Here is a 17,015-nt window from a genome sequence, read left to right on the forward strand (position 1 = left end):
CCTCCGGAAGCGATTAACGGAGACGTGTCCCTAGGGCCACACCCGCCGTGTCAACGCCACCAGCGAACTGACGTTCCCTCACCTAGCGCCGTCGTCCGTGACTCTTTTCAGTAAAGGCGGCGGCGACCATGGTCGCCAGCGCCGGGTTGCGCAGAAAAATCCAGCCGCCGGCCAGGGCTGCGACAACGCCCATAATGGGTCGATCCCGGAACAGGGTGAAAGCGCGCTCCGCCAGGCCCTGGGGTTCATCCTCAGCCTCTTCCCCGGCGCGGCCCATGAAGATTGCCACCACCGCCAGCGCGACGATGGCAAACACCAGAGCCGTAATGGCCGCTGCCGCCACCGGAAGAACCAGCAGCGTCAGGGCGTGATAGGCTGTCACCCCCAACGCCACGACGGCGACGAAGGCTGCGCCCGCCGCGACCGCGGTCGCGACGGCCTTGCGGACCAGGCTTTGCCCCAGCATCAGCGGCGACGACCGGCCAAAAGCAGGCCGAGCACGACGCCGACACCGAGGGCGATGGCGGTCGACTGAACCGGACGCTCCTGCACCCGTTCCGTAATATAACGTTGGGCTTCGTCGAATCGCTCTGAAGCGTCGTCATAATATTCCCGGCCACGGGTCCGGGCCTGGTCATAATAGACTTGGGCGCGTTCGCGCACCTCGTCACTCTTTTCGCGTAGCAGAGTCTCGGCCTCAACCGCCTTTTCGCGCAGGCGCGCCTCGGCCACGGTGGCCTTTTCGCGCAGACGTTGGGATTCTTCACGCGCGCCGGCGGCGAGATCCGCTTTCAGGGTCTTGAGATCGGTCTTGATGTCTTCGCGAGCCTTGGTCGTGGCCATAAAACTGCTCCAGTAAAAAAAGGAATGGGTCTGATGCCCTTATAAATAGGGTTCCTGTGGCTGAAACGCCAGTCTCCACCGCCGGTTCCTGAGTGGCGCGACACGGAATCAAAACCGGTCAGGGCTGACTGCTGGCGATACGTCACCGTCCGGCCTAGAAAACCATATGACCTCCTGGCTGTTTGCACCCACACCCGTCCCATCGCTGCCGATCGTCGGTCGACCCGAGCGGTTTCCCGTCCGGCGCATCCTCTGTGTCGGCCAGAATTACGCGGCCCATGCGCGCGAAATGGGGAGCGACCCATCGCGACCCGCCCCCTTCTTTTTCTCCAAGCCGGCCGACGCCCTGGTCGTCGACGGGGCAGACCCTGCCTATCCGTCGGCCACCGCCGACCTGCACCACGAGATCGAACTGGTCTGTGCCGTCGGCGAGGATGGCCACATCGCCGGCTGGGCCGTTGGTTGCGACCTGACCCGCCGCGACCTGCAGGCGGCAGCCAAGGCCGGAGGCCGACCCTGGGACGCGGCCAAGGGCTTCGACCAGTCCGCTCCCTGCGGGGCCCTGACATTGGGTGCCCTGCCCGATCCGGCCGCGCCCATCCGACTCGAGGTCAATGGCGTCGCCCGCCAGACTGGCCGGCTTGACGACATGATCTGGAACCCCTCCGAAATCCTGGCCAAGGCCGGCGAGCTCTGGACCCTGCGGCCCGGTGACCTGATCTTCACCGGTACCCCCGAGGGCGTCGGCCCCCTGTTGCCCGGAGACAAGGTCACCGCCACCATCGCCGGACTCAGCCCTCTGAACTTTACGGTGCAGCCACAATGATTTTGCACGGCTACTGGCGCTCGGGCACATCCTACCGCACCCGCATCGCCCTGAATCTCAAAGGCCTGACCTACGACCAGGTCGGTGTCGACCTGCGTCAGGGCGCACAGCGGTCGGCCGCCTATCTCGCCCTCAACCCCCAGGGACTGGTCCCGGCGCTGGAAGTCGACGGTCAGGTCCTGACCCAGAGCCCGGCGATTCTGGAGTGGCTGGAGGAAACCTGTCCCGAACCACCCCTGCTGCCGGTCGACACCGGTGCGCGGGCCCAGGTTCGGGCCATGGCCGCCCTGATCGGCTGCGACATCCATCCGCTGAACAATCTGCGGGCCCTGAAAGCCCTGCGCCAGGATTTCGGGGCCGATCAAGCGGCCACCGACGCCTGGGCCGGACACTGGGTCCACGCGGGGTTCGCGGCTCTGGAGGCCCTGGTCGCGCGTCACGGCGACGGCTGGGCCTGGGGAGACGCCCCGACCCTGGCCGACTGCTACCTGATCCCGCAGATCTATTCGGCGCGCCGCTTCAATGTGTCGCTGGAGGCCTACCCTCGCCTGCTGGCCATAGAGACCGCGGCAGAGGCCCACCCGGCCTTTATAGCGGCTCATCCGGACCGTCAGCCGGACGCCGACTGATCGCAAACCGGCGCTCCCCGAGTAAGACTCTGTAAAAGTCTCGGTGAGGCGACCTTAAACATTCCCGGTCAGTGTCACCGGGTGAAATCATCCCCTTCCCCGTCTCCGGTCTCCAAACTCGCCCTCGCGGTGGTGCATGAGCCCGAGCGCGCCCTGCCGGCACCTGCAGGTGCGCGCGAGGAAGCCCTGCGATTCCTGCTGCAAACAGCCGCCGACGCCGGCGTCACCGTCATTGCCACCCGCCCTGACGGCGACGGCGAACGACAGCTGGGGCAGGCCTGGCCGTTTCCGTCCCCCTTCCAGGTCACCGTGCGTACCGTTTCGCTGAGCGAGGGGGTCGATCGGGTCGAGGCCCGGGCCCGTCGATCGCTGGAACGTCTCGGTTTGCCGCGCGGCGACACCCTGCTGGTGTCCCAGGCCACGGACCTGGCCGGGGTCGACGGCCGGGCACTGTGGGATCGTCTCAACGCCCTCAAGGACCGCGGCCTGTTTCGTCGTATCGGCTTCTGCGCCACGGTTGAGGACGGCCCCGCCCTGCTGGCCCGTCGCTTTCAGCCGGACGTCGTGCAGATGCGGGCCAACCTTCTGGACCAGCGCGCCCACAGTAGCGGGGCCCTGTCCGAACTGGCGGCCCTGAATGTGGACGTGCATCTGTCGTCGGTCTTCGCCCGCGGCCTGCTGTTCATGAGCGGCGAAAGCCTGCCGTCGCATCTGGCCGAACATGCCCCGGCCCTGTCGCGGATCCGCCGCCATCTGGCCGAGGCCCGGGTCGATCCGATGCAGGCCACTCTCGCCTATACGCTCGGTCTGCCCGGCGTGTCCGCCGTCGTCGCCAGCGTGGCCTCGGCGGCCGAACTGCGGGCCATTCTCGCTGCGGCCCACGCCCCCCGACCGGATCTCGACTGGGAGGCGCTGGCGCTGGCGCAACCGGCGGCCCTGGCTCAGAGCCTGGGGGCCGCCGCGCGCTCCGCGATCAGTAACGCAGCCTGACCCCGACATAGGCCGAGCGACCCGGCTCGCCATAGCCGAACACCTGCTGGTAGCGTTCGTCGGTCAGATTATCGATCCGCGCCGTCAGGCTGACCGTCGGCGTCAGCGTCCAGGCCCCGTTCAACCCTGCGGTAACGAAGGCCTTGCGCACGCCGCCGGCATCCAGCTGATCACCTTCCGCCCGCACCGTCAGGGCGGCCGACAGCCGTTCACCAGTCCAGCCCAGGGTAGCCGAGCCCGCATGTTCAGGCACCCGCAACAGCCGTGCACCGTTGGCCGGGTTGCGTGCGTCGGTCCAGGCATAGGCCAGGGTCAGATCGACCCCCCCGGCCAGAAACGCCCGACCCTCCAGCTCGACCCCGTCGGTCCGGGTCCGGTCGACATTGATGTAGTAGCTGTCGAAGGTGGACGGGTTGAAGACATAGGTGATCTGGTCTTCGACATTCAGGCGATAGGCCGTGGCCCGCCCCTGGACACGGCCGTCTGTCGAGCCCCAGCCCAGAGCCAGTTCGACGCTGTCGGCGGTTTCCGGGGTCAGGTCCGGAAACGGGACCGAGGCATAGCAGTAGTCGCAGACTGACTGGCTGATCGACGGAGCCTTGAACCCCGTGCCCCATGCCCCTGACAGGATGAAGCCACCCGAAAGGTCCCAGGCCGCCGACAGGCGGCCGGTGGTCGCCCCTCCAAAATCGTCGGTGTCATCCCGACGCAGGGCGGCGGTCAGGCTCAGCCCGTCGGTGACCTGAAACCGGGACACACCGAACAGGGAGGTGGTGCCCTGACTCTGGTTGGCTCCGGTCGACAGGCTGCCCTCGGTGGCCTCGCGTTCGGCCCCCAGGGTGAAGTCGGTCCGCCCGGCCAGCGCTGACCCGGTCGCCTGCCAGCGATAAGCCTGACGGTCCGCCGTGAACGTTGAGTTCGTACTGCCCCGGGTCGTGCGGGTGAGGTCGGCGGCCGAAACGCTGAACTGATGTTTCAGTCCTGCCGCCTCCACACCCAGACGCGTCGTCGCCGACCATTGCTCGCTCTCGGTCGTGTCCGCCGTATCAGCCAACACCCAGGCGGGGGCTGGATAGCCGTCCAGATCACCCTCACTGCGGGACCAGCGTACCGAGCCGTCCAGCTGGACGGACGGTGAAAACGCATAGCGCCCCCGGGCCCCGGCGCTGGTGTTTTCGAAACCGTCAGCCTCAGGGTTGCCATTGGCTGCATCGGCGGCCGAAATCCCCGCAGTATCGAAGCGCGAGACCCAGGCCCCGAAGGCATAGCTGTCCCGCGCCACGCCGGCGGCCAGTCGCCCGCGCACCGTATCAAAGGACCCCGCCTCAACCTCGGCCCGCAGCCCATCTGTCTCACGGGTGGTGAAGGCGATAACCCCGCCGATGGCGGCCGAGCCCCACAGGGACGACTGTGGCCCGCTCAAAACCTCGATGCGCGCGACCTCGCCCAGGTCGAAGCCCGAGAAGTCAAACGCGCCGTTGATCTCGGCCGCGTCATTGACCGGAACCCCGTCGACCAGCACCAGGGTCTTGCCGGGCGTGGCTCCGCGCATCCGCACCTGGGCGATGCCGCCATAGGCCCCCGAACGTGTCACCGACAGACCCGGGACATCACTCAGAATGTCGGCGGCGAACACCGCCCCGCGCTGTTCGATGGCGGCAGCATCGATAACCCGGGCCCCGGGCGTGTCGGCGACGATGGCCGGCAACCGTGTCGCGGTGACGATGATTTCGGGCAGGGGCTCGGCTCCGTCATCGGGAGTCCGGGCGAGGGCGGGCAGGGCGAGAAGGGTCGCAAGGGCGACCGTGGACAGCAGGATGGACCGCTTCATCAGCGTATCTCCGTCAAGCCTTCGCGAATGCGCGCGCGATGGCGTTGAAAGCGACCGACCCGCCAGACCGGACAGTCTGGTGACGCATGGATCGGGTCGCTTCGACGGACGGTTGCCTTCTGGTGAAGACAGGACGGACCCCGCGCCTCTGTCTGGTCCCGGACAGCGGACGAACGACGTCGGCGGCCAGGTCTCCTGGCTTGCGGGTCAAAAACGCTGGATCACGCCTTCCCGGTTTCCCAGTGACGCCAGAGCCGAAGCCCTGGAACGATCAAACGTCTCGCCGCCTACAGTTGCGGGCACAGCCACGGTGTCTCACCGTGTTCCCTAAACCGCCTGATCTGCCTATCGCAGCGCAACGGGCCCCAGGCAAGTCGATAGATCGCCATTCCGCTTGAGCGGTTGCGCGCAATCCGTCACGTTGCGTCGACCCATGAACGCCCCGCTCAAATCCCCGCCCGAAGCCGCCGCCGATCTCGCCGGAACCACGCCGGTGATGGCGCAATTTCTCGCGGCCAAGGCCGGGGCTCCCGACGCCATCCTGTTCTTCCGCATGGGCGATTTCTACGAGCTGTTCTTCAAGGACGCCGAGATCGCCTCGGCGGCGCTGGGCATCACCCTGACCAAACGCGGCAAACACCAGGGTCAGGACATCCCGATGGCCGGCGTCCCGGTCCATGCGCTGGAGGGCTATCTGGCGCGGTTGATCCGCCAGGGCTTCAAGGCCGCCATCTGCGAACAGGTCGAGGCCCCCGCCGAGGCAAGGAAACGCGGCTCCAAGGCCGTGGTCAAACGCGAGGTGGTGCGGGTCGTCACCCCCGGTACCCTGACCGAGGACACCTTGCTGGACGCACGCGGGGCCAACCGGTTGGCGGCCGTGGCCGTACGCAAGGGTCGGGCCGCCGTGGCCGTGGTCGAACTGTCGGCCGGGACCGTCGACGCCGTAGCCTGTGACCTGGCCGATCTGGGCGCGACCCTGGCTTCATTCCGGCCCAGCGAAGTGCTGGTGCCGGACCGTCTGTTCTCGGACGCGGCCGTCCAGCCGGCTCTCGACGGTTGCGGCGGTGTGGTCCAGGCCCTGCCCCAGGCCCTGGCCGAGCCCGCCGGGGCGCGGGCACGGGTCGAGCGGCTGTACGGTGTCGCCTCGCTGGACGGGTTCGGCACCTTCGAGGAGGCCGAGGTTTCGGCCCTGGGTCTGGTCGCCGCCTATCTGGAGACCACCCAGGCCGGCAAGATTCCGGCCCTGGCTCCACCGCGCCGTTCGGGCGAAAGCGGATTTCTGGCCATCGATCCGGCCACCCGGCTCAGCCTCGAAATCGACCGGACCCAGCGGGGCGAGCGCGACGGTTCCCTGCTGGCCTGCATCGACCGCAGCGTGACCTCGGGCGGGGCCCGGGCCCTGGCCGAGCGGATCGCCCGGCCGTTGCGCGACGTGACCACGATCAACCACGGCCTCGACGCCGTCGAATGGCTGCTGGAGCGCCGCGACCTGCGCCGCGACCTGCGCGACGCCCTCAGGACCTCGTCGGATGTGGCCCGGGCCACCTCGCGGCTGGCCCTGGGGCGGGGCGGGCCGCGCGACCTGGCGGCAATCCGCTCGGGCCTGACCACGGCCCAGGGCCTGGCCGGCCTGTTCGCCACGGCCCGGGATCCTCTGACCGGCCCGCCAGCCCGGATCAACGTCTGTCTGGAGCGGCTGACCCTCACCCCGGCGATTGCCCAATTGCTGGCCGGTCTGGTCGACGGTCTGGTCGACGAACCGTCGCATCTGGCCCGCGACGGCGGTTTCGTCCGCCCCGATCACCGTCCCGAACTGGACGAGGCCCGCCGCCTGCGCGACGACAGCCGCCGGGTGGTCGCCGATCTCGAGGCCCGGGCCCAGCGCGAGGCCGGGGTGCCGTTCAAGGTGCGCCACAACGCCGTGCTCGGCTATTTCCTCGAAACCACAGCCAAACACGCCGAGCATCTGCTGCGGGGTGGACCCGACAGCCCCTTCATCCATCGCCAGACCCTGGCCAGCCAGGTCCGCTTCACCACCGTCGAACTGTCGGAGCTGGACGCCAAGATCAGCCAGGCCGGCCATCGTGCCCTGGCCATCGAGGGCGAGACCTTCGAGACCTGGCGACGGACGGTCCAGGAGCTGGCCCAGCCACTGCAGGCGGTGGCCGAGGCCCTGGCCGAGCTGGACGCCCATGCCGCCCTGGCCGAGTGGGCCGAAGAAACCGGGGCCGTGCGCCCGGTGCTCGACGACACCACGGCCTTCGAGGTCGAGGGTGGTCGCCATCCGGTGGTCGAGGCCGCCGTCAAGGCCGCCGGCGACCCCTATACGCCCAATGACTGTGCCCTCGATGGCTCGAGCGCCACCGCCGACCGCGCCGGAGCCCGGCTGTCGATCGTCACCGGCCCCAACATGGCCGGCAAGTCGACCTTCCTGCGCCAGAACGCCCTGCTGGTGGTGCTGGCCCAGGCCGGGGCCTTCGTGCCAGCGCGGTCCATGCGGCTGGGCGTGGTCGACCGGCTGTTCAGCCGCGTCGGAGCCGGCGACGACCTGGCCCGGGGCCGTTCGACCTTCATGATGGAGATGGTCGAGACCGCCGCCATCCTGACCCAGGCCACCGACCGCTCCTTCGTGGTGCTGGACGAGATCGGCCGCGGCACCGCCACCTATGACGGCCTGGCCATAGCCTGGGCCACGGCCGAGGCCCTGCACGACCACAACCGCGCCCGCACCCTGTTCGCGACCCACTATCACGAGCTGGCCCGACTGGAGGAGCGGCTCGACCACGTCTGCAACCTGTCGATGCGGGCGCGCGAGTGGAACGGCGAACTGGTGTTCCTGCACGAGGCCGCCCCGGGTGCCGCCGATCGCTCCTATGGGGTCCATGTGGCCCGGCTGGCCGGGGTTCCCCCCGCCGTCGTCGCCCGCGCCCGCGAAGTTCTGGAACGGCTCGAAACAGACAAGGCCGCCCATGTCCGGCTCGACGACCTGCCGTTGTTCGCCATGGCCGAGCCCGTCGCCGCGCCGGCCTGCCCCTCGGCGGTGGACCAGGCCCTGACCGGCATCGACCCCGACGCCATGACTCCGCGCGAGGCGCTGGAGGCCCTGTACCGGCTCAAGGGTCTGGCGGGGCGTTGACCGCCTCCCTGGCCGCCCGCCTCGCCGCTGCCATCGACAGCCCCGATGTGCGCGCGACCGTCTCCGACCTGTTGGGACAACATTACCAGACCGCCCGAACCCGGGTTGCCGGCCGGCTTGCCGGAGGGCTTCCGGGAGTCGAGGTGGCACGGCTCTATGCGACCGCCGCCGACGAGATGTTGCTGGCCCTGTGGCGCTTCACCACCGAGACTCTCTATCCGGCCCCAAATCCGACCGAGGCGGAACGCCTGGCCCTGATCGCGGTCGGCGGTTACGGACGCGGCGTCCTCGCCCCCTTCTCCGACCTCGATCTGCTGTTCCTGCGTCCGTGGAAGACCACGCCCCATACTGAGTCGGTGGTCGAATTCGTGCTCTATGTCCTGTGGGACCTGGGGCTGAAGGTCGGACCGTCGATCCGGTCAGTCAGCGACTGCCTGAGCCTGGCCCGCACCGACATGACCGTGCGCACAGCCCTGCTCGAGGCCCGCCCCCTGGCCGGTGACCGCGAACTGGCCGATAACTTCATCCAGACCTTCAGGAAACAGGTCGGACGCAGTGACCCGCGCGCCTTCATCGCCGCCAAGCTGGAGGAACGCGACACCCGCCACCAGAAGTCGGGCGCGGTGCGCTATCGCGTCGAGCCGAACGTCAAGGACGGCAAGGGTGGCCTGCGCGATCTCAACACCCTGTTCTGGATCGCCCGCTATCTGGCCCCGGACAGTCCACTGGGAGCCCGGGTCCTGGACGACCTGCTGACGGGTCGTGAACGCCGCACCTTCGAAGAAGCCTTCGACTTCCTCTGGCGGGTGCGGACCCATCTGCATCTGACCGTGGGCCGGGCCGAGGAGAAACTGACCTTCGACGTCCAGCCCGAGGTTGCGCGTCGCATGGGCTGGCGTGGGCGTGGCGACGAACCGGCGGTCGAACGTTTCATGCGCCGCTATTTCATCGTCGCCCGCGACGTCGGGGCCCTGACCCGGGCCATGTCAGCCAAGCTGGAGGCCCGGCAACAGAAATCGACCCTGAGTCTGTCGCGCCTGATCCCCGGGCGGCGACGCAAGCTGGGCGTCGAGGGTTTCGTCGAGGACGGCGGACGTCTGTCGGTGACCGGTCCCGACGTGTTCGCCGCCGATCCGGTCAAATTGCTGACCCTGTTCCGGGTCGCGGACACCCACGACCTCGATCTGCATCCCGACGCCTTTTCAGCGGTGACCCGGTCCCTGTCGCTGGTGTCGCCGTCGCTGCGGCGCGACCCGCAAGCGGCGCGCACCTTCCTCGACATTCTGGCCCATGGCCAGCGTCCCTATCGCGCCCTGACCCTGATGAACGAGACCAGTTTGCTGGGTCGGTTCCTGCCCGAATGGGGCCGGATCGTCGGCCAGACCCAGTTCAACATGTACCATGCCTATACGGTCGACGAGCACACACTGCAGGCCATCGGCATCATCAATGACATCGCCCGCGGCAAGCTGAAAACTGACCATCCGCTGTCCAGCGTCATCGTGCACCGGATCGCGGACTTCGAAGCCCTGATGCTGGCCATGATGCTGCATGACGTCGGCAAGGGCGGGGATCGCGGCCAGCTCGAGGACGGGGCCATCGCCGCACGTCGGGCCTGCGAGCGCCTGGGGGTCGATCCGCGTCGCATTGAACTGGTGGTCTGGCTGGTGCGCAATCACCTGATCCTGTCAGACCATGCCCAGAAACGCGATGTCTCCGACCCCGACACCGTCCGCGCCTTCGCCGACCTGGTCGGTGACCCGGAGCATCTGCGCACCTTGCTGGTCCTGACCGTGGCCGACATCCGCGCCGTCGGCCCCGGCGTGTGGAACAGTTGGAAGGGCCAGCTGATGCGCGATCTCTACGAACGCACCGAAGCCCTGTTCCGCGGTGAGGATGTGCGCCGCGAGGACCCGCTCGCCGAATTCCCCGCGCTGGTCGACCGGGCCCGCGTCGCCGGGGCCGCGGTTGAGGCTGTCACCTCCGAACCCGGCGACGACGCCACCACGCGCATCGCCATCGCCGCCCGGGACCGGCCCGGCCTGTTCGCCGCTCTCGCCGCCGCCCTGTCGGCCGCCGGAGCCGATGTGGTCGGGGCCCGGGTGGCCACGGCCGGGGACGGCACGGCCCTCGATGTATTCGAGGTCCAGGACGGGGCCGGTCTGCCCTATGGCCGGGCCGAACCACGGCGGCTGAAACGGCTGCTGGCCCGACTGGAATCCGCCGCCCTCCGCGACAGCGCCCCCGGGCCCGCAGCCTCGGTCGAGGTCAGCCGCCGCCACGCCGCCTTCCGTGTCCGGCCGGTGGTCCTGATCGACGCCGGGACCAGCGAGACCGCCGTGGTCATCGAGGTCTCCGGGGCCGACCGTCCCGGCCTGCTGGCCGAACTCGCCCGGGTGCTATCGACGCACCGGCTGTCGATCCGCTCGGCCCATGTCGCCAGTTTCGGCGAACGGGCTGTAGACAGTTTTTACGTCGTCGACGACAAGGGACTCAAGCCCGTGGTTGGCGGTCGCACCGACGCCCTGCGCGCGGCCCTCGAAACCGTGTTGGACCAGCGCCCGACGGTCCCGGCCGGGCGCGCCGTTACCCCCGCCCGGGCCAGCGTCCGCGACGTATCCGACCTCAGTCGCAGCCAGACCGTATCGCCCGCCCCGGAACCACGCTAAGCGGTTCGTCCGCCCCTCCACCGGATTTCCTGCCCGTGAGCCAGCCTCCCCGACCGACGGACGACGCACCGATCGACCCGGCCCTGCCGATCCTGGCTTCCGCCATCGACAACGATCGCCCGCCTGACGGCCCGAAGCCCGGCAAGGGCGGCGGCATGATGCGCTCCTCGGCCATATTCAGCAGCCTGACCCTGGTCAGCCGCTTTGCCGGCTTCGCCCGCGACGTGGTCATTTCAGCCGCCCTGGGGGCCTCTGCCGGACCGGCCGCCGACGCCTACAATACCGCGCTGAACTTCCCCAATCTGTTCCGGCGCATCTTCGCCGAAGGAGCCTTCGCCGCCGCCTTCGTGCCGGCCTACGCCAAAACACTGGAAACCGAAGGCGCGGCGGTCGCCGACAAGATCGCCACCGATGCGCTCGCCGCCGTCGCCGCCGCCACCCTGGTTCTGACCCTGGTCGCCCAGTTGACCATGCCGTGGCTGATGACGGTCATTAACATCGGCTTCCTCAACGATCCGGCCCGCTTCAAGCTGGCCGTGATCCTGACCCAGATCACCATGCCCTATCTGCCCTGTATGGCCGTGGCGGCCCTGCTCAGTGGCGTGCTCAACGCCCGCGGCCGCTTCATCGTCTCCGGAGCCTATCCGATCCTGCTGAACCTGATCATGCTGGCGGCTGTCATTCCGGCCCGCGGCGATCAGGTCGGGGCCGCCTATGCCGCCTCCTGGGCCGTGCTCGTCGCGGGCATATCCCAGGCCGGCCTGTGCTGGTGGGCCGCCCGCAAGGCCGGGGCTGACATCCGCCTCGCCTGGCCCCGGCTGACCCCGCAGGTCAAGGCCATCATCATCACCGCCGTGCCCGCCGCGATCGGCAATTCCGCGACCCAGATCAACGTCTTCATCTCGGGCAACCTGTCCAGCTTCGTGGCCGGCGGCCGTACATGGCTGGCCACGGCCGACCGTCTGTACCAGCTACCGCTGGGGCTGGTCGGGGTGGCGATCGGCATTGCCCTGCTGCCGCGCCTGTCGCGTGCCGTGGCCTCGGACAATCACGACCAGCAGCAGGCTTCGATGGATGAGGCGGTGACCCTGTCCATGGCCCTGACGCTGCCGGCCGCCGCTGCCTTGATGGCGATGCCCTATTTCCTCATCGATGCCCTGTTCACCCGCGGTGCCTTTCTGCAGATCGACGCCGTCAACACCGGCCGGGCCCTGTTCCAGTTCGGTTGGGGCGTACCCGCCTTCGTGCTGATCCGCATCCTCGCCCCGGCCTATTTCGCCCGGCGCGACACCCGCACTCCGATGATCTTCGCCCTGGTCTCGGTCGCGGTGAACGCCGGCCTGGCCATCACCCTGTTCAAACTCGGCATGGGCATCGCCGGTATCGCCGCCGCCGTCAGCGCCGCAGCCTGGACCAATGCCAGCCTGCTGGGTGCGACCCTGTGGCGTCGCGGCCTCTACCGGCCGGGCCCGGCCGCCCTGTCGCGCCTGGGCCGTATCGCCCTGTCCAGCGCCGGACTGGCCATCGTTGTTGGCCTGGCCGCCTCGGCCCGCGACCTGTTCGAAACACCCCTTGCCGGAGCCCTGAATCTGGTCGGGTTGGACCACGGAGCCAAGGAGCTGGCCCTGTTGCTGGTGACGGCCGGCGGCGGGCTGACCTATGTGATCCTGGCCTTCGCCACCCGGGCGATTACCCGGGCCGAAGTGATGGGGCTGCTCAGACGCGGCACCCGCTAAGCGCTTGCCCTCACCGCTGACGTAAGGCATCTGCGCGGACATGTACGACCCGACCGCGCCCGCCGCCCCGCCGCCCGCCTATACCGGCCCTCGCCGCATCCTCAGCGGTATCCAGGCGTCGGGAGCCTTGCACCTCGGCAACTATCTGGGCGCGCTGAAGCGGTTCACCGAACTGCAGGACCAGGGCGCGCCCTGTTTCCTGTTCGTCGCCGACCTGCACGCCATCACCGTGTGGCAGGATCCGGCCCTGCTGGCTGCCCAGACGCGCGAGATCGCCGCGGCCTATCTGGCCTCGGGCCTCGACCCGGCCCGCTCGGTGATCTTCCCGCAGTCGGCCGTGCGCGCCCATGCCGAACTGGCCTGGATCCTCAACTGCGTCGCTCGCCTCGGCTGGCTGGACCGCATGACCCAGTTCAAGGAGAAGACCGGCAAGCACAAGGAACGGGCCTCGGTCGGCCTCTACACCTATCCGGTGCTTCAGGCGGCCGACATCCTGCTGTACAAGGCCACCGAGGTGCCGACCGGCGAGGACCAGAAACAGCATCTGGAACTGACCCGCGACATCGCCCAGAAATTCAACACCGACTTCAATGCGCCGGGCTTCTTCCCCCTGCCCGAGCCCCTGACCCAGGGCCCGGCCCCGCGGGTCATGAGCCTGCGTGACGGGGCGGCCAAGATGAGCAAGTCCGACCCCTCGGACCAGTCACGCATCAATCTGACCGACGATTCCGACACCATCGCCGCCAAGGTCCGCAAGGCCCGCACCGATCCCGAGCCACTTCCGGAAACCCTCGACGGCCTCAACGACCGGGCCGAGGCGAAGAATCTCGTGACCATCTACGCCGCCCTCGCCGGCATGAGCCGCGAGGCGGTGCTGGCCGAGTTCGGTGGCCAGGGCTTCGGCGTGTTCAAGCCAAAACTGGCCGAACTGGCCGTGGCCTCCATGGCTCCGGTCAGCGCCGAAATGCGCCGGCTGATGGCCGACCCAACCGAGATCGACCGGGTGCTGAAGGATGGAGCCGAACGCGCCGCCGCCATCGCCGACCCGGTCGTGGCCGAGGTCAAGAAGATTGTCGGATTCTGGAGAGGCTGACATTCCTGACCATCCCCTCGATCGCCCGGCCTGGAGCGCCCTGACCAGTCGTCAGGGAGGCCTCGCGCTCGGGAATGACCGGGCCCTGCGCTTCGACCCCGACTATGCCCTGTTCGCCGCCGCGGCCGACGACTCAACCGAAGCCATCGCCGCGCTCGGCCGACTCAATTCAAGCACCGGTTTGGGACTGGTCGAGGCCAGGCAGACCGCGCTGCCGCCGGGAGCCGTGGTGCTCAAACAGGCCGCCTGCGTACAGATGACCGCAACGGAGATCACCCACGCGGCCACCACCTTCGCCATCGAGGCCCTGACCGAGGCCGACGCCCCGCAGATGCTGGCCCTCGCCACCCTGACTGAACCCGGCCCCTTTTTCCGACGCACCCACCAGCTCGGCGATTTCGTCGGCGTCAAACAGGACGGACGATTGATCGCCATGGCCGGCGAACGGATGAAACCAGACGGTTTCACCGAGGTCAGCGGCGTCTGCACCCATCCCGACCACCGCGGCCGGGGCTATGCAGGGGCTCTGATGCGGATCGTGGCGACGCGCATCCTGGACCGCCACGAAATGCCCTTCCTGCATGCCTATACCGCCAATTCGGGCGCGATCAGCCTGTATCAGTCGCTGGGCTTCAGCGTCCGCAGCCCAATCACCTTCACCGTGCTGGGCGGAACCGGTTCAGTCGATCCCGGCTGAGGCCGGGGCCGCCGGCGCGACCGCGACATCCTCGAGCAGGGCGCGGAAGCGACGCACCGCCTCGGCCGTCAGGTCCGGATCGTGACGCATCGGCGGGGCGCTGGTCGGTTCGTCAAACGAATGCGTGCCTTCGGCGATCCAGGTTTCGATGTCGGTTCCGCAGTTGCGCACCATGTCGTGCACCCGCTCGGCATTGCGCACACTGGTCAGGTGATCGGTGCGGGCGATCACCGCCAGGGTCCGGGGGCAGTGGAGCCATGGCCGCATCCGGTTGCGGGCCAGGAAGCCGACATAGGGATAGGCCAGATAGGCGGCGATGACCGGATCGAGATTGACCGCGCCGGGATCGGACAGGGTCAGGCCGGGCCCCGAACGGTCCGCACTCATCGCCTCCATGATGCCCCAGCCGCCGTGGCTCCAGCCGGCCATAGCGATGCGGCTCGAATCCACCTCAGGCATCTGCGACACGCCATACAGTGTAGCCAGAACATCCCCCGCCCGCTCAGCTCCGCGCAGCACCAGGCCGGTACAGACCGTGGCCAGGGCGAAGGCCCGGCTGAAGCCTCGCCCCGCATAGGAATCGACCGTATAGGCCCGCCATCCCGCGGCCTTCGCCGCAGCGGCATAGAGGGGCAGATGGTCCCTCAGTCCGCCGCAACCGTGAAACAGCAACACTGCCGGTCGCGGACGATCATCGTCCGGCCCGGTGACCGTGGTGTGGGGCGCGAGTTTCGCCCAGCGGGAAGCCAGTGTGTCCATGCGGCCCACCTTAGCCGACTGCCCGGCGGAAAGAAGCGCGACCTCCAGCGCTCAGATAGTGAACGACCGCGTCGTGAGCGATAGCGCGCTGGAATGGCGCTCAAGCCGTGAGCCGCCGCGCGGCGAACGTAGCGCCCAACATCATCAGTGCCGGAACACCCGGACCCCGGTGAAGGCCATGGCCAGTCCGGCCTCGTCGGCGGCGGCGATGACCTCGGCGTCACGCATCGAACCACCCGGCTGGATCACCGCCGTGGCCCCGGCGGCGGCGGCCTCGATCAGGCCGTCGGCGAAGGGGAAGAAGGCTTCCGAGGCACAGGCCGACCCCTGGGCCAGCGAATGGGCCAGACCCTTGGCTTCCCCGGCCTCACGGGCGCGGATCGCGGCGATGCGGGCGCTGTCCCGGCGGTTCATCTGGCCGGCCCCAATGCCCGCCGTCTGGCCGTCGCGGGCATAGACGACGGCGTTGGATTTTACGTGTTTGGCCACAGTGAAGGCGAACAGCATGTCGCGCACTTCGCCCGGGGTCGGCTGACGCCGGGTAACGATCTTCAGGTCCTGGGCCGTAATCCGGCTGCGGTCGCGCGACTGCACCAGAAAGCCGCCGGCCACCGAACGGAACACTTCGCCGGCCGACAGCGGATCGGGCAGGCCGTCGGTCAGCAGCAAACGCAGGTTCTTCTTGGCGGCAAACACGGCGCGGGCCTCCGCGTCGGCCCCCGGGGCGATGACGACCTCGGTGAAGATCTCGGTGATGGCCCGGGCGTCAGCCCCGGTCAGGGACCGGTTGACCGCGACGACCCCGCCGAAGGCCGAAACAGCATCGCATTCCAGCGCCCGCACATAGGCCTGATGCAGGTCGTTGCCGACGGCCACGCCGCAAGGGTTGGCGTGCTTGACGATAACACAGGCCGGGCCCTCGAACTCGGCCACCAGCTCATAGGCGGCGTCGGCGTCGGCGATGTTGTTGTAGCCTAGCTCCTTGCCCTGGATCTGTTCGGCGTGGGCCACGCCGGGGCGGATCAGACCGGAGCGATAGAACGCCCCGGTCTGGTGCGGATTTTCGCCATAGCGCAGGGTCTGGGCCAGACTGCCGGCGAGGGTCTTGCGAGCCGGGGCCGGATCCTCGACCTGCCGGGCGAACCAGGTCGACACGGCGGAATCATAGGCCGCCGTACGGGCGAAGGCGCGAGCGGCCAGCCGCTTGCGCAGGGCCAGGGACGTGGTCCCGTCGGTCTTCAGCGCCGCCATTACTTCGGCCACGCCGTCAGCGTCGACACAGACCGCGACATAGCCGTGGTTCTTGGCCCCCGAGCGGATCATGGCCGGACCGCCGATGTCGATGTTCTCGACCGCCGCCTCAAAGGCACCGCCAGCGGCCACCGTGGCCTCAAAGGGGTACAGATCGATCCAGACGATATCGATCGGGCCAATACCATGAGTGGTCATGGCCTCGGCATGAGCGGGGGCGTCGCGCACCCCCAGCAGACCGCCGTGCACCACCGGATGCAGGGTCTTGACCCGGCCGTCCATCATCTCGGGAAAACCGGTCAGATCGGCCACGTCCTTGACCGGCAGGCCGAAGCCGGCGATCGCCGCCCGTGTGCCGCCGGTCGAGACCAGCTCAACCCCCAGATCGTGCAGCGTCTGCGCCGCAGCCTGCAGTCCCGCCTTGTCCGACAGGGAGATCAGGGCGCGTACCGGGGTCACCCGGTCGGGTGCGGGCGGAAAATCGGGAGCGGCGGGCATGACGGCGTCCGTTCAAGCGGGGGAGGAGGAGGCGCGGGCCGTCTAGCATCCCCGACC

At 68.7% G+C, this 17,015-nt stretch carries 13 protein-coding genes and 1 riboswitch; of the genes, 8 read left to right on the plus strand and 5 right to left on the minus strand.

The features are described from left to right. Positions 1-82: 82 nt before the first annotated feature. Both AAC050_RS08340 and AAC050_RS08345 read right to left on the minus strand, forming a co-directional pair. On the minus strand, positions 83-466 hold the full coding sequence (locus AAC050_RS08340; RefSeq protein WP_339914616.1) for a hypothetical protein: 384 nt from the start codon (positions 464-466) through the stop codon (positions 83-85). Continuing rightward, positions 466-843 (minus strand): DUF883 domain-containing protein, encoded by a 378-nt coding sequence (locus tag AAC050_RS08345; RefSeq protein WP_339914617.1) that lies wholly within the window; start codon positions 841-843, stop codon positions 466-468. The genes AAC050_RS08340 and AAC050_RS08345 overlap by 1 nt, the downstream gene beginning before the upstream one ends. 166 nt (positions 844-1,009) lie before the next feature. Here AAC050_RS08345 and AAC050_RS08350 point away from each other — a divergent pair, with 166 nt between their 5' ends. The 3 genes from AAC050_RS08350 to AAC050_RS08360 all read left to right on the plus strand — a co-directional run bounded on the left by AAC050_RS08350 (position 1,010) and on the right by AAC050_RS08360 (position 3,288). Continuing rightward, a complete protein-coding gene (locus AAC050_RS08350; RefSeq protein WP_339914618.1) occupies positions 1,010-1,669 on the plus strand; it encodes a fumarylacetoacetate hydrolase family protein in 660 nt (219 codons plus the stop codon). Further along, on the plus strand, positions 1,666-2,298 hold the full coding sequence (gene maiA / locus AAC050_RS08355; RefSeq protein ID WP_339914619.1) for a maleylacetoacetate isomerase: 633 nt from the start codon (positions 1,666-1,668) through the stop codon (positions 2,296-2,298). The genes AAC050_RS08350 and maiA overlap by 4 nt, the downstream gene beginning before the upstream one ends. 81 nt (positions 2,299-2,379) lie before the next feature. Then, on the plus strand, positions 2,380-3,288 hold the full coding sequence (locus AAC050_RS08360; RefSeq protein ID WP_339914620.1) for an aldo/keto reductase: 909 nt from the start codon (positions 2,380-2,382) through the stop codon (positions 3,286-3,288). Here the strand turns inward: AAC050_RS08360 and AAC050_RS08365 are convergent. Further along, a complete protein-coding gene (locus AAC050_RS08365; protein WP_339914621.1) occupies positions 3,272-5,119 on the minus strand; it encodes a TonB-dependent receptor in 1,848 nt (615 codons plus the stop codon). The genes AAC050_RS08360 and AAC050_RS08365 overlap by 17 nt on opposite strands. A gap of 167 nt (positions 5,120-5,286) precedes the next feature. Then, a riboswitch (cobalamin riboswitch) is annotated at positions 5,287-5,491 on the minus strand. Between the two features lie 61 nt (positions 5,492-5,552). On the opposite strand from AAC050_RS08365, the gene mutS reads away from it, so the two are divergent. From mutS to AAC050_RS08390, 5 genes are read left to right on the plus strand one after another with little or no spacing between them, the layout of a single operon-like run. Beyond that, the gene (gene mutS, locus AAC050_RS08370) at positions 5,553-8,255 is read left to right on the plus strand and encodes a DNA mismatch repair protein MutS (protein ID WP_339914622.1); all 2,703 of its coding nucleotides are present in this window, start codon (positions 5,553-5,555) and stop codon (positions 8,253-8,255) included. Next, positions 8,252-10,924 (plus strand): [protein-PII] uridylyltransferase, encoded by a 2,673-nt coding sequence (gene glnD / locus AAC050_RS08375; protein ID WP_339914623.1) that lies wholly within the window; start codon positions 8,252-8,254, stop codon positions 10,922-10,924. The genes mutS and glnD overlap by 4 nt, the downstream gene beginning before the upstream one ends. Positions 10,925-10,959: 35 nt before the next feature. Beyond that, positions 10,960-12,660: a murein biosynthesis integral membrane protein MurJ gene (gene murJ / locus AAC050_RS08380; protein WP_339914624.1), complete on the plus strand. Its 1,701-nt coding sequence runs from the start codon at positions 10,960-10,962 to the stop codon at positions 12,658-12,660. 40 nt (positions 12,661-12,700) lie between these two features. Beyond that, a complete protein-coding gene (gene trpS / locus AAC050_RS08385; protein ID WP_339914625.1) occupies positions 12,701-13,753 on the plus strand; it encodes a tryptophan--tRNA ligase in 1,053 nt (350 codons plus the stop codon). Further along, positions 13,731-14,450 carry a GNAT family N-acetyltransferase gene (locus AAC050_RS08390; protein ID WP_339914626.1) on the plus strand — a complete coding sequence of 240 codons (720 nt, stop codon included), beginning with the start codon at positions 13,731-13,733 and terminating at the stop codon, positions 14,448-14,450. The genes trpS and AAC050_RS08390 overlap by 23 nt, the downstream gene beginning before the upstream one ends. Here the strand turns inward: AAC050_RS08390 and AAC050_RS08395 are convergent. Both AAC050_RS08395 and purH read right to left on the minus strand, forming a co-directional pair. Beyond that, a complete protein-coding gene (locus AAC050_RS08395; protein WP_339914628.1) occupies positions 14,433-15,209 on the minus strand; it encodes a dienelactone hydrolase family protein in 777 nt (258 codons plus the stop codon). The two genes, AAC050_RS08390 and AAC050_RS08395, sit on opposite strands and share 18 nt — an antisense overlap. 144 nt (positions 15,210-15,353) lie before the next feature. Next, entirely contained in the window at positions 15,354-16,958 is a 1,605-nt protein-coding gene (gene purH / locus AAC050_RS08400) for a bifunctional phosphoribosylaminoimidazolecarboxamide formyltransferase/IMP cyclohydrolase (RefSeq protein WP_339914629.1), read from the minus strand. Between the last annotated feature and the right edge of the window lie 57 nt (positions 16,959-17,015).

This window comes from uncultured Brevundimonas sp. (genome assembly GCF_963974615.1).
Classification (GTDB): domain Bacteria; phylum Pseudomonadota; class Alphaproteobacteria; order Caulobacterales; family Caulobacteraceae; genus Brevundimonas.